Origin of the sequence: Armatimonas rosea (assembly GCF_014202505.1) — a bacterium.
Classification (GTDB): domain Bacteria; phylum Armatimonadota; class Armatimonadia; order Armatimonadales; family Armatimonadaceae; genus Armatimonas; species Armatimonas rosea.
In genome coordinates, this window is sequence record NZ_JACHGW010000003.1 from 726,397 (window position 1) to 739,100 (window position 12,704).

At 63.5% G+C, this 12,704-nt stretch carries 11 protein-coding genes; 3 read left to right on the forward strand and 8 right to left on the reverse strand.

Annotated elements, in window-relative coordinates:
* Positions 1–53 precede the first annotated feature (53 nt).
* Positions 54–959: a sigma-70 family RNA polymerase sigma factor gene (locus HNQ39_RS18365; RefSeq protein WP_184199810.1), complete on the reverse strand. Its 906-nt coding sequence runs from the start codon at positions 957–959 to the stop codon at positions 54–56.
* Between the two features lie 145 nt (positions 960–1,104).
* Between HNQ39_RS18365 and HNQ39_RS18370 the strand changes: the two genes are divergently transcribed.
* Both HNQ39_RS18370 and HNQ39_RS18375 read left to right on the forward strand, forming a co-directional pair.
* Positions 1,105–2,034 carry a tyrosine recombinase XerC gene (locus tag HNQ39_RS18370; protein ID WP_184199812.1) on the forward strand — a complete coding sequence of 310 codons (930 nt, stop codon included), beginning with the start codon at positions 1,105–1,107 and terminating at the stop codon, positions 2,032–2,034.
* Complete coding sequence (locus tag HNQ39_RS18375) at positions 1,994–2,533, forward strand: 5-formyltetrahydrofolate cyclo-ligase (protein WP_184199814.1); 540 nt, start codon at positions 1,994–1,996, stop codon at positions 2,531–2,533. Before HNQ39_RS18370 ends, HNQ39_RS18375 begins: the two co-directional genes overlap by 41 nt.
* A gap of 198 nt (positions 2,534–2,731) precedes the next feature.
* Here HNQ39_RS18375 and HNQ39_RS18380 read toward each other — a convergent pair whose 3' ends face one another.
* The 3 genes from HNQ39_RS18380 to HNQ39_RS18390 are packed head-to-tail and all read right to left on the reverse strand — an operon-like array spanning position 2,732 to position 6,334.
* Positions 2,732–4,240 (reverse strand): flippase activity-associated protein Agl23, encoded by a 1,509-nt coding sequence (locus tag HNQ39_RS18380; protein WP_184199817.1) that lies wholly within the window; start codon positions 4,238–4,240, stop codon positions 2,732–2,734.
* Positions 4,237–4,902 (reverse strand): discoidin/SUN/FTP domain-containing protein, encoded by a 666-nt coding sequence (locus tag HNQ39_RS18385; protein ID WP_184199820.1) that lies wholly within the window; start codon positions 4,900–4,902, stop codon positions 4,237–4,239. The genes HNQ39_RS18380 and HNQ39_RS18385 overlap by 4 nt, the downstream gene beginning before the upstream one ends.
* A gap of 4 nt (positions 4,903–4,906) precedes the next feature.
* The gene (locus tag HNQ39_RS18390) at positions 4,907–6,334 is read right to left on the reverse strand and encodes a Gfo/Idh/MocA family protein (RefSeq protein WP_184199822.1); all 1,428 of its coding nucleotides are present in this window, start codon (positions 6,332–6,334) and stop codon (positions 4,907–4,909) included.
* Positions 6,335–6,484: 150 nt separating this feature from the next.
* On the opposite strand from HNQ39_RS18390, the gene HNQ39_RS18395 reads away from it, so the two are divergent.
* Positions 6,485–8,848: a putative bifunctional diguanylate cyclase/phosphodiesterase gene (locus HNQ39_RS18395; RefSeq protein ID WP_184199825.1), complete on the forward strand. Its 2,364-nt coding sequence runs from the start codon at positions 6,485–6,487 to the stop codon at positions 8,846–8,848.
* Here HNQ39_RS18395 and HNQ39_RS18400 read toward each other — a convergent pair.
* The 4 genes from HNQ39_RS18400 to HNQ39_RS18415 are packed head-to-tail and all read right to left on the reverse strand — an operon-like array spanning position 8,835 to position 12,586.
* On the reverse strand, positions 8,835–9,488 hold the full coding sequence (locus tag HNQ39_RS18400; protein WP_184199828.1) for a response regulator: 654 nt from the start codon (positions 9,486–9,488) through the stop codon (positions 8,835–8,837). The two genes, HNQ39_RS18395 and HNQ39_RS18400, sit on opposite strands and share 14 nt — an antisense overlap.
* A gap of 7 nt (positions 9,489–9,495) precedes the next feature.
* Positions 9,496–10,560, reverse strand: a complete 1,065-nt coding sequence (locus tag HNQ39_RS18405; RefSeq protein ID WP_184199831.1) for a sensor histidine kinase — start codon at positions 10,558–10,560, stop codon at positions 9,496–9,498.
* Positions 10,561–10,614: 54 nt separating this feature from the next.
* A complete protein-coding gene (locus HNQ39_RS18410) occupies positions 10,615–11,373 on the reverse strand; it encodes a DUF58 domain-containing protein (RefSeq protein WP_184199834.1) in 759 nt (252 codons plus the stop codon).
* Complete coding sequence (locus HNQ39_RS18415) at positions 11,363–12,586, reverse strand: rhomboid family protein (RefSeq protein ID WP_184199837.1); 1,224 nt, start codon at positions 12,584–12,586, stop codon at positions 11,363–11,365. Before HNQ39_RS18415 ends, HNQ39_RS18410 begins: the two co-directional genes overlap by 11 nt.
* Positions 12,587–12,704: the final 118 nt, after the last annotated feature.

Genomic DNA, 12,704 nt, shown 5'->3' on the forward strand with positions numbered 1-12,704 from the left:
CGGCTGCGGCCACCCCTTTGCCTGGATGCGATTGCACCCTGCAATAAAATAAATTATGCCTGGAATAGGTCTTTGAGGCGGCCTTTGCGGGCCTCCATCCGAAGCTTACGAAGGGCCTGTGCCTCGATCTGGCGCACACGCTCCCGGCTGATACAGAGCTCTTCCCCGATCTGTGAGAGCACACAGCCCTCATCGCCATCGAAGCCAAACCGCCGGCGCATGACGATCCGCTCGCGCTCGTCGAGGTCGTTGAGGATCTCTTCGAGGGTGGTGCGAATCTCGCTGCTCAGGAGGTAGTCCTGGGGATCGAGGGCGTTCTTGTCGGTGAGGAGCGCACCCAGCGGGGTGTTCTCTTCATCCCCGACCGGCAGGTCCAAGGAGATCGGGTCCTGGGTGGTGTTCATCAGGGCGAGGACCTTGCGAACCGGCATTCCCGCGCGGTCGGCGAGGAGCTCGGTGCTGGGGTCTTGGCCGATCTCACGGCGGAGCTCGGCGCGGACTCGCTCTAGCTTGCGGAGCGACTCGGAGATATGGGCGGGGATGCGGATGGACTTGCTCTTGTTGTCCACGGCGCGCCCAATCGCCTGCCGAATCCACTGGGTGGCGTAGGTGGAGAAGCGGAACCCACGGGCCGGGTCGAAGCGCTCGGCCGCGGTCATGAGCCCGATAGCTCCCTCTTGTACCAGGTCCTCGAAGGGAATCCCCGACGACCGGTAGGCCTTTGCTATGGAGACCACGAGGCGCATGTTGGCCTCGACGAGGGTGGAGCGGGCACGAGAACCCTCCAGGCCTCCTTTGCCAATCTTATTGGCAAGACGAATCTCTTCCTCGTGGGTAAGTAGTCCCGCGCGTGTCAAGCGGGTAACATAGGAATGACCGTCGTCATGAAAGCCAAGCACTTCGGGTGCTTTCAGACGCCCGATCACGCTGCGCGTCCGACTCTGTGGCATAATTGCCATCGCCTGTTTGTCCTCCCTCACTAGTTCCATCGGATGTAAGGAAACCCCTGGCCAGTCACAGCCAGGAAGAGATTCGGCACGTGCCAAAAGGATTCCTTCTTTGACCTTGCCGAGTTCCCATTTTTTTTGTAAGACAGGAAGTGAAATGACGGTCTCCTCGGATACTCTGCGCGATGGATTTCTGGAACACCTGCGCCGTGTTCGCCGCGCCTCGCCCCACACTCTCCGTGCCTATGCCGAAGACCTACGCCAGTTCTGTGCCTGGATGGAGGAGAGCGAGGGCAAGACCCTGGAAACGCTCACCGCCGCTGAGGTGCGTACCTTTATCGCGGCCCTGACCACCGAGCGAAAACTAGCAAGAACGACAGTGGCACGCAAGGCCGCCTCGCTCCGCGCGTTCTTTCGCTATCTCCAGCGCCAGGAGGTTGTCGCGAGCTCCCCGGCACAAGAGCTCCAGACCCCCAAGCGCGGTCGCTCACTGCCCAAGGCGCTCTCCGAGGAGGCGGTCGCCGCGCTCCTGGCCTTCCCCGACCCCAGCAAGCCCGATGGCCTCCGCGATCGGGCGATCCTGGAGACACTCTACGCCTCCGGGCTACGCGCCAGTGAGCTGGTGGGGCTGGATATCGCCGATCTCGCGCTGGAGGCCAGTGGCGAGGGCGAGGCACGGGTGCGCCAGGGCAAGGGAGGGAAAGAGCGGATCGGTCTGCTGGGACGGCCCGCGGTGCTGGCGCTGGAGCGCTACCTCAGCGATGCCCGCCCGGCTCTGGCGCAAGGCAAGCCCACCCCGGCTCTCTTTCTCAACCGCTTCGGCGACCGGCTCTCGGATCGGGCGGTGCGGCGGCTCTTTGACCGGGCCTGCACCCAGGTCTCGGTGAGCCATAAAGTGACCCCACACACGCTCCGGCATAGCTTTGCGACCCACTTGCTGGATCATGGTGCCGATCTCCGCGTGGTCCAGGAGCTCCTTGGCCACGCCGATCTCTCGACCACCCAGGTCTACACCCACGTGAGCACCACCCGCCTGAAGGAGGCCTATGAGCAAGCCCACCCCCTCGCCCGCAAGCCCCAAGACTGAGTGGCGCACCTGGGCCCTGGAGGCTCGTCGCTCTCTGGACCGCGCCTCTCTCTCGGCCCAGCTCCACAGGGCACTCTTGCCCGCTCTCGTGGACGCCCAGCACGTGCTGCTCTACGCCGCCACGGCGGAAGAGATCGATCTCTTGTCGCTTGTCGCCGCCCTGCCTGAGACACAGTTCTACCTGCCCCGCTGCGCCCCCCAGCGGCGACTGGCAGTCCATGCCTACCCATGCCCCTTGGTGACTAGCCGCTTCGGCATCCGCGAGCCCGCTGCCGACCAGCCGGAGGCCGATCCTTTCACCCTTGATCTGGTTCTTGTCCCCGCGCTTGTGCTCGACCAGCGCGGCTACCGCTTAGGCTATGGCGGGGGCTACTACGACCGCTTCTTGCCCCGCCTGCGCCCCGATTGCCGCACTCTGGGAATCGCCCCTTTTATTGTCGCCGAGCTCCCCACCGACCCGTGGGATGTCCCGGTGGGATTGTTGTCGGGCGGCGGATAAATTCGGGCGGCATTTCGGGTTCGGGCGGCTAAAGCAGCCCGCTGGTGCGGCAAGACCCATAAATGGGCCTCCAAAACTAATATGACCCCCTTCGCCCCTCGGAACGCGGCGGGTACCCTCTGGGTGTGGCGAAGGGGGTCGGCGGTGGTGCCGCCGGGGGGATGTACCGCCGGGGGGATGTCCGGGGGATGTCCTACCCTATTCCTCGTCTTCAACGGGCCCGCGCTGCTTGAGATACGGCTCCCAGAGGTTCATTTTTACGAATAGCTCATAGGAGGCATCGGGGCGCAGAGCAAAGAAGCCGGTCATGATGTGGTCTTTGAGCTTGGGCGTCAGGGCTTCGTCGAACTCCGGCGACGCCAGCACGAGGGGGGCATCGGGGTCTGCGGGGAGCTGGGTCCAGTACCCGATATTCTCGAAGCGGCGGAGGTACCAGGGAAGCGGCCAGTAGTAGCCGTCCTTGGAGAGTACCTTGATGACCAGCTTCTCATGGTCGGGGTGCACCTTGGCGAGGTCCTCGATACGGGTCTTGAGCTTGACGACATCGGGGACAGTGGGGGAGAAGACATAGGGATTTTTATTGCTGGCGAAGTGCACAAAGCTGGTCTGGTAGGAGAGCCAGCCAAGGTGAGCGCTTGCAAGCAAGATCAGCCCTGTGATGAGGGCCTTGGCAGGGAGCTTGGCGGCTCGCTCAATTAGGCCCGCCACACCGACCCCTGCGAGGAGCGTGAGCGGCATCAGGAAGTTCAGGGCACACCACGGGGTCTTGTAGGGAATCAGCGAGTAGCCGACCGTGAGAAAGAGCGTGAAGAGGGCGAGGAAGCGCACAAACGGGCGCTCGGCGGTGGTCGGGGGCTTGAGCGCTCCGAAAATGCCTAGAAGGAGAATGAGGCTCTCGCTCCAGAGGGGGACGCCCTCGCGGCGGTGCCAGAAGAAGCGCTCCAGATAGTCAAACCAGGGGTTCTTATGAAGCTCCTCGCCGGCTGCGCGGTGGAGCCAGGGCGTGTAGGCTTGAAAGTACTGCAAGGGGTTGGGACGCGCCTCGGTAGGGAGAGGCCGATAACAACCGTACAGAGCCACACAAGCCACCGTGATCGCCACTCCCAGCGCGAGCCAGAAAGACCTACCCAGCGTAGGCCGTTTGCGGCTCACGAGTAGCCAGGCGACCCCGGCGGCGAAAAATGTCAGCACGGCGGTCTCTTTCGTGGCCACCATCAGCCCCGCGGCGATCCCGGCGGCAATGGGTTTCTTGAGCGTGACCGATGCCAGAAAGACCAGGGTGAAGACAACCAGAAATACCTCTTGGATGAAGTAGCGGCTGTAGAAAACCAGGGCGGGTGAGAGCGCGGCAAAGAGCCCCGCCCAGAGCACGGCCGAGGTGCCGAGCGGCTTTCTCAAGAGGAGGAAGAGGGGGACCAGCGCCGCTCCGACAAGGGCGATCACCAGCCTTAGGTCGGCTTCCTGCAGCGCGACAAAGGTCTTGTGGCCGCTCGCCGCGACCGTGGGGAGGGCGGCGTAGTAGATGGTCGGGCCGTGGAACTCGTTGGGGTCGTAGCGGTAGCGACCGTGCTCCCAGAGCTCACGGAACTTGACCGCGTGCACCGCCTCATCGGCGTGAAAGGGGCGGTTCCCAAGCTGGGGCAGGCGCAAGAGCAGCGCCAGCCCCAGGAGAAAGAGTGCGAGACCGGCTGAGGCGAAGCGTCTCACTTACTGGGCAGGCCGTAGACCTCGACCTCGGTATAGCGGTTGAGCGGGTCGGTGTAGGTGCTACCACGGCTGTAGAGACGAACATAGCGCGCCTTTACTTTATTCGCCGCGATCAGGCGGCCCTCGCTCGTCTCGAAGTACTCGCGGTCCTTGCCGATACCAAGACCGGCGCTATTGTCCGCGTCGTTGTTGTAGAGTGTCGTCACCCCCTCCACGAACTTGGGATCGTTGGAGACCTGCACGATCACATCGCGGAAGACCACCGGCTGCTCGTGGAAGTGCCATACCAGAACATAGGAGAGCTCAGAGGCTGCCTCCAGGTCGATCTGGACCCACTGGAGCTTGGGGTACATCTCGACCGCACTGCCCTGCTTGGCGTCCTTGACACCATCGGTGATGAGATCGAGCGAGCCTTCGTAGGGTGCCTTGCTGGCGGTGACTTTCTTGTGGAGCGCGAGGTTGACCGTTCCCTTGGGCACCTGGGGAATGGGGCGCGGTCGGCCTAGTGGCTTCTCGACATTGGCGCCTGCGGGTGCATCGGAGGGGGTTCCGATAAAGTTGGGCTTTGGCAGGACGGCGGGGAGCGGGATGGTGTCCTGCGCGAGCGCGGCTCCGGCGAGCGCCAGGGTCGTGACAAGGGTAAAGAGGTGTGATTTTTTCATAGGGTTATGCTTTCGGAAGAGTCCAGCCCTTGCGGTACTCGCGCTGGTAGCTGAGGTTGTTCATCGCCTTCTTATCGTTGGTGACAATCTCCTTGGCGGCGTCCCAGTGGAGGACATTCTGCGCTTGGTAGGCAAGGTTGGCAAGATGGCAGACCGTGGTTGTCTTGAACATGGAGGCGATATTGGAGCGCATCACCGCCTTGGTCTTTGTGCCGGCGACGAGCTGCCCGACATGGGCGGGGAGGCCATTGAGGCGCTCGCCCGTGTCGATGGCGGCGGGCTTCTCCACAGGGTTGCCGGCGGCATCGAAGATCGACCAGCCACTCCGGTCCACGAGAACACTGCCATTGCTCCCAATGAAGAGCGCGCCATGGTCGCGACCAGTGGTTGCGCTTCCGGCAAGTGCGTTGGGGCCGGTCTTGGTATTGCCGACATGCACCTCCCACTGGAGCATCCACCCCGGAAACTCAATCAAGGCGATCTGGGTATCGGGCGTCGTGCGGTCGTCGTCGGTGCCGGTGAAGAACTTTCCTCCAAGGCTCATGACCTTGGTCGGCATCACAAAGTCGTCGGTCTTGTTCATGCCAAGCAGGATGGTGTCCATCATGTGAACCCCCCAGTCGCCCGTCATGCCCCCCGCGAAGTTGAAGTACCAGCGGAACTTGTAGTGGCAGCGGTTCTCCTGGTAGGGGACAAAGGCGGCCGGCCCCACCCACATGTCGTAGTCGAGGTCGGCGGGCACGGGCTTGGTGGCCTCCTTGCCCATCACGGCGGCGTTGGGGTCTTGCACCTTCCAGGCGCGGCAGAGATTGATCTTGCCCAGCTTGCCGGAGCGGACATAGGCCACGGCATCGATAAACTGCTGGAGCGAGCGCTGCCAGGTGCCAACCTGTACCACACTGTTGTGCTTAGCGGCATGGTTGACCATCTGACGCCCCTCCAGGATATTGTGGGAGATCGGCTTCTCGGTGAAGAGCGCCTTGCCCGCCTGGCAGGCATGGATCGCCACCAGAGCGTGCCAGTGGTCGGGGGTGGCGTTGATGACCAGGTCGATATCCTTGCGCTCTAGGACCTTGCGGTAGTCCTTTATCTGTGCCGCTGTCTGGTCGAGCTTGTCGTCCACCGTGATCGCGGCCTTGCCCATGCGCTTGGCATCGGGGTCGCAGACAGCAACGACATTGATATCCTTGCGGCCCATGAAGGTGTTGAGGTTGCTCATGCCTTGGCCGCCACAGCCGATCAGGGCGATATTGAGCTTGTCCTGAACGGAGACGCGTCCCGGCACCAGCGCCTCTTCGCCAAAATCGACCCCGTAGTCGTGGGCCGCACGGCCGTTCTGCGCCCCGTAGACCGGCTGGAGGTCCAGTGCTCCCAGCATTCCCAACCCAAGCGCCGCCTGGCCCGCTCCGGAGAGTAGGCCACGACGCGTCATCTTTTCCTTATTCATATCAAGCCCTTCAGACGAAGTGATGGTCTTAAAGTTCGCAAGACATTGCGTTTTTCCCTCCCTCCGCAAAGGAAACTCTGACCTATTCAAATTCCAACCAGATGCCAAAAATAGGATTTAGGAAAATCTAATCTAATGTCCGAGCGCCGCTTCCGTCCCTTTCGAGCACTGGAAAGTCTTCCTGTGCGCGCTCGCTTGCCTATCTTCCTCCTCGTGCTCAGTGTTCTGATTCTCGCTCTGGCTGTGGCCTGGACCCGCGAGACCCAGCACCAGCTTACCCACCTGAATGCCCAGGAGCGAACCACCAAGAAAGAGCTGATGGAGCAGATCATCCAGCTCAAGTCGCAGCAGCTCGCGGGGCTGACCTACGACTACGGCTACTGGGATGACCTGCGGACGTTCTTGGACACGGGCGATAAGACCTGGGCGAAGAACAACCTGATCTCCGTGCTAAAGGGGCAGAACACCGACGGGCTCTGGATCTACCGACGGGACCAGCGCTGCGTGCTGACGAGCTTTCGTCGCCCGGAGAACACGCTGAAGATCCACGAGGTGGATGTCTTTAGCCTGCGTCCCGCCGCGAAGGCACACCGCTGGTATCAGGTGGAGGGAAGCACGGTCTGGGAGCTCTACGGGACGACCATCCACCGGGGTGAGGACGCCGAGCACAAGGGAGCTTACTTTGGCTATATCGTCATTGGGCGCCTTCTTGATCGTAGCTACCTCTCGTCCCTGGAGACGCTATCCCAGTGCCGGCTCTCGCTGCTGATGGGGGCTCAGACCGAGCTGCTCCCTACGTCCCAACACTTTGACACGAGCCTAAAGGATAATAACAATGTCCCGGTGGCGACCCTTCGTGCCCGAATGCTGGACTCCCTAGGGCCGGTGATCGAGGACTCCGTTGTCCAGGCCGAAGCCTACTTTGTGGGCATCGCGATCTTGGTGGCGGTGCTGGTGGGAGTGGCGCTGATCCGCTGGATCGGGAGACCGATTGGACTCCTGGCCGATGCCCTCAAGAGGCGAGATGCCGCGACACTGGGGCCGCTCCTGCACCAGAAAAATGAGTTTGGGGACCTCGCCCGGCTCGTGCTGGACTTCTTCGTACAGGAGCAAGTGCTCGTGCAGGCACGCAATGAGCTGGAGGAGCGGGTGGCCGAGCGCACCGAGGCGCTGGCCCACCAAGCCTACCACGATGCCTTGACAGGCCTCCCCAACCGGACTCTTTTCCGCGAGCGGCTCGACAGCGCCCTCGCCCTTGCCCAGCAGTCTGACCGCGGCTTGGCAGTGGTGTTCATGGACATGGATAACTTCAAGGTGATCAATGACAGCCTTGGCCACGAAGTCGGCGATCTCGTGCTGCGCCTGGCGGCGGAGCGCATGCTCCTTGCTCTACGAGCTAACGACCTGGTGGCACGGCTCAGTGGGGATGAGTTCGCGCTCCTGCTTCCCGGCGTACGAGAGCCCGAGCAGGTCCAGCTGGTCACTACCCGGCTCCAGGAGGCGTTTCAGGCACCCCTGCCGCTGCAAAATAAGCGTCTCGTGGTGACACTGAGTATGGGCTCCGCCCTCTTTACGGGGCAAGAGAGTGCCACGGATCTGATCCGAAACGCGGACACGGCGATGTATGTCGCGAAGTCCCAGGGCAAGGGGGGGATGGCCCTCTTCGACTCCCAGATGAAACAGCAGGCGGACCGTCGGCTTGAGCTTGAGATCGAGCTCCGGCATGCCCTCGCCGACGATCCTGCGCAGCTGACGATCGCCTTCCAGCCGATCTTCTCGCTGACAGAGGGCAGGATTCAGGGGGTGGAGGCACTGGCCCGCTGGAACCACCCGACGCTCGGTGCGATCTCCCCGGCGCAGTTTATCCCCGTGGCGGAGGAGGCGGGACTCATCGGCGCGGTTGGAGCCTTCGTTCTCGAAGAGGCGGGCCGCCAGGTGGTCGCCTGGAGCAGGCAGCTGGGTCGGCCCCTCCAGCTGAGTATCAACCTCTCCGTCCGCCAGCTACAAGAGGAAGACATTGTCGAGCGGATCCAGGCGACCCTCCAGAGACTGGGGATTGTCGCAGGACAGCTGGAGCTTGAGGTGACCGAGAGTGTGATGATGCAGCACCCAGAGCTGGTCGTCGACCGGCTCTCTCGGCTTCGCAAGAGCGGGATTCGGATCGCAGCCGATGACTTCGGGACGGGCTACTCGTCGATGGCGGTGCTTGCCCAGCTCCCGCTCGATGTTATCAAGGTGGATAGGAGCTTTGTGAGTGGCCTCGAAGAGCACTCCGAGGCAACCGCGATTATCCAGGCGATCCTGGAGCTGGCCCATGCCTTGAACCTTACCACGACGGCGGAAGGAATCGAGACGCAGCTCCAGTGGGACTCTTTGCAAGAGCTGGGGTGCACCAACGGTCAGGGCTACTTCTTCTGTCGCCCCTTAAGCGCGGAGGCGATCGGGTCTTTCTTGCTTGAGAAAGAAGCCGCGCTCCCTCCCCAACTCAAGGCCGCATGAGCCCCTCGCGCCAGGCATAGACCGCCGCTTGGGTACGATCCGTGACATGGAGCTTGGCCAGGATATTGCTCACGTGGCTCTTGACGGTCTTCTCGGAGAGAAAGAGGCGCTCGGCGATCTCGGTGTTGGAGAGGCCATCGGCGATTAGGCGGATCACCTCCAGCTCCCGTGTGGTCAAGGGGGACTCGGGGGGGGGCGGCTCGCTGGGCTTGCGCTCCCCACTGACTGCCTTCATCATCTGCGCCGCGATCGCGGGAGAGAGGGTGACCTCGCCAGTAGCTGCCTTGCGAATGGCTGTGGCGATCTCCCCCGCCGCCACATCCTTGAGAAGATACGAGAGTGCCCCCGCGCGGATCGCCGGGACCACGTGCTCGTCCTCGTGGTAGCTGGTGAGCACGATCACCTGGGTTCGTGGGCTGATCGCCTTCACCCGCCGGGTCGCCTCGACACCGCCCATCCCGGGCATGAGCAGGTCCATCAGGACAATATCGGGCGCGAGCTGCTCACAGAGCCGAATCGCCTCCTCGCCGCTCCCCGCCTCTCCCACAACCTTCAGGTCGGGTTGGGTCTCCAGAAAGGCGCGGACTCCCTGCCGCACGATAGCGTGGTCGTCTGTCAGTAGAACCGTGATCTCGTCCATGGGCAGGTTAGAGCAGGCGAATCGCGTCTTCCATCCCTAGGAAGTCGTCCATGCGTGCCGGACGTGCCGCGCTATCGCAGCGCACGACAATGCAGCAGCCTGCGCCGGGGGTACTGAGGAGCTGGAAGCGGCCGCCTGGCAGGGCCTGGGCGCGCTCGCGCATCGTGTGGAGCCCAAAGCCCTCGCCACCGCAGAGCCGGTGCTGGCGGGCATCGAAGCCACGGCCATTGTCTCGGATCAGAAGACGAACCCCCCCGGCATCGTCGCGGCGGAGCGAGACCTCCACGCGGGTTGCCTCGCTGTGCTTGCTGGCATTGGCGAGGGCCTCTTGTGCCACACGGAGGAGCCCGTTGGCAGCCTCGGGAGAGAGAGAGGGGAGCTCATCGCTCTCAAAGGTCGTGGGGATGCTGTTGCGGCGGCTCCAGTCCGAGACATGGCCCTTGAGCAGGATCGCCAGCGGTGCCCCTTGTGCGCTCACGGGGCGCAGCTCTTGGAGGACACTGGTCAGGTCGCGCTGGGCCTGCTGGGCGAGGTCGTTGGCGGCGTCCAGGCGGGTGAGAGCGAGCTCGGGCTGGGCCGGCAGGAGCGCCTTGGCGGCTCCGATCTGCATCGACGCGGCAAAAAGATGCTGCTTGACCGTGTCGTGGAGGTCCCGTGCCAAGCGATTGCGCTCCTCTAGGGTAGCGACATCTTGCCGAAGCGCCATGAGATCGCGCAGCTCTGTGGCCATACGATTGAGCCGCCCCGCGAGCTGGCCCATCTCATCGGTCGCCTCGGGGGCCATGGCGGAGAAGTCCCCCCGCGCCCAGGCATCGGCGGCCTTGCTCATCGCATCGAAGCGCCACGCCAGCCGCCTCGCCGAGAGGTAGCCCGAGATTCCCGCCACCACCCCGGAGGACAGCGCAAGCACGAGGGCGCTGGGGAGGAGGCGCTCCAGAAAGTTCGAGCTGGGGCGGTTTCCAAAGAGGCCGAGGAGGACAAAAAATCCCAGGGTGGCCAGGGCCGTGGTCGCAGCAGCCTTGATATGCGACTCTTTGAGCTGGGTGCGCAGACGGAGCGGGGGCGCTTTCATAGTTGCATTGTACGCCCGTTGTGTCTGTTTCCCCTCGGTCTGGGGACGGATTTTTTAGCGCTCGCCGGCGGCGTGGAGAAAGACCTCTTCGAGTGGGGTGTCGGTGGGGACGATCAGATACTCCAGCTGGTAGCGCTGTGCAAGCTCGGCGAGGCGCTGGCGGATATCGTCCTCCATGCGCAGCCCTAGCCCGCCCTCGCCCATCTCGGAGCGGTCCATGAGGTGGATCAAGACAATACGGGCCTCACCGGTCAAAAGCGCGGGCGCACCCCACTCCCAGTTGCGGTCCCGAAAGTCTGAGAGGAGCAGAAAGAGTGAGCGGCGCGAGGTCCGGCGGACCCGCTTGCGCAGGGCCCAGGCGAAGTTGCGGGTTCCGCCTGCGCGGAGCCCTTCCAGGTAGTGCAGGACCATCCCGATGTCCTCGGGCTGCTGGAGCACGGGGCTGCGGACGCCGCGTGCGGGCGAGAGGGCAGTAACCTCGAAGCGCTGCTCCCGGAGCGCCGTGGCGTAGCCCAGCGCAGCGGTGAAGCGGCGGGCGAAGTCGAACTTGGGGGAGGGCTCTGGCGGGGTGTAGCCCGAGAAGGTCATCGCCACCGAGGCATCGAGGAGCACATGGAGGGTGGTGTTCTCCAGGCGGAGCAGGCGGATCAGCAGGCGCTCTAGCCGGGTCGACTTGCGGGTGGGCTCGCTCCGTCGTGCCAGCCGGAACAGCGACTCGCTCCGCGGTGTCCGGCGCCCTGCGCGGCGCGCCTCGTTCTCACTGCTGGGAAGCGCACTCTCCAGCTTCTGCACAAACTCGGGATCAAGAAGCATTCTGGTTTTCCGTAATCAGCCCTCGGACATGGTTGGCCCACTCCGAGCTGGGGTAGAGCCGCAGGAACTCGGCAAAGATGCCCAGAGCGATCTGTGGCTGTCCGAGCTTCAGTAGGTGCAGTTTACCCAATTTCAGCATTCCTAGCTCGGCATCGGCGGTGTGGGGGAAGTTCTGGCAGAGATCGGCCAGCGCCTGACGCGCCAGCTCGTACTGCTGGGCGTCTTCACAGGCACTGGCGACCCGCTGTAGCAGACGCACGGGGAGCGAGACCTTCAGCAGGTTGCGCTGGGCATCGCTGTAGACCCGCGCCACGGCTGCGGCGTTGCCCTGCTTGGAGAAGAGATCGAGCGCCTCGGTGAAGTAGCGGTGGGCGGCGTCTTGCTCTCCCAGCCGGACATGGACCAGCGCGAGCGTGTGGGCCAGCCCGCCATCGGTGGGGGTGCGCACCAGGAGCTCGCGGTAGTAGCGCAGCGCGGTCGGGAGGTCGCCGTTTGCTAGCGCCTTCTCGGCGTCCTCGATCCCGTACTCCCGTGCGCTCTGCTCCAGAACCTTCAGCGGGAAGGCGAGGGCGAAGCCAAACAAGAAGCCCGAGAGGTGCGCGGTGTAGGCCACTTGGTCGGAGCCGTCGGTGACAAAGGAGCGGATCGCCAGAAAGCACTGGAGCACCATGACGATCCCCACCGCGACACTGGCGGGCACTGCGGGAATCCAGAAGAGCCGCACACGGGTTCGCCAGAATCGCACCGCAAAGAGCCCCAGCACCGAGAAGATCGCCCCCGACGCCCCGATCAGCGGGACACTTGCCGCGGCGGGTGAGAGCAGGTTGCAGAGCAGCGCATGCGCCAGCCCCGAGAGTAGCGCCCCCGCCAGGTAGGCCAGCAGGTAGGGGAGATTGCCTAGTGCCTCCTCGACATGCACCCCGATCACATAGAGCGTGATCATGTTGCCCAGCAGGTGGAAGATATCGGCGTGGAGAAAGGCGTAGCTCACCAGCGGCACGAGCTGTAGGTGGCTGGGGGTGAGTCCCCACTGGCGCACAAACTCCTCGCCGCTACTGAGGCTCCCCAGGAAGATAAGGGTGTTGAGCACCAGCAGCCCCACCGTGACAAACGGAAAGTTCGCCACGCCTCCCTGCCGTCGCCGCATGGGCAAGATGGGAGTCAGTAGCAGGACCAGCAGAGCGATCAGGAGCAACAGAGCCAGTAACAGCATGAGTGTCCCTTAGTATACAGCCAACCCTCTAGCCCGGAAAGGGACACGCCTACTCCCTCACTATGGCCGGAAGGCCTTTGTGTCCGAGGCACGAGGACAGCAAGACGCCCCGGTTCAT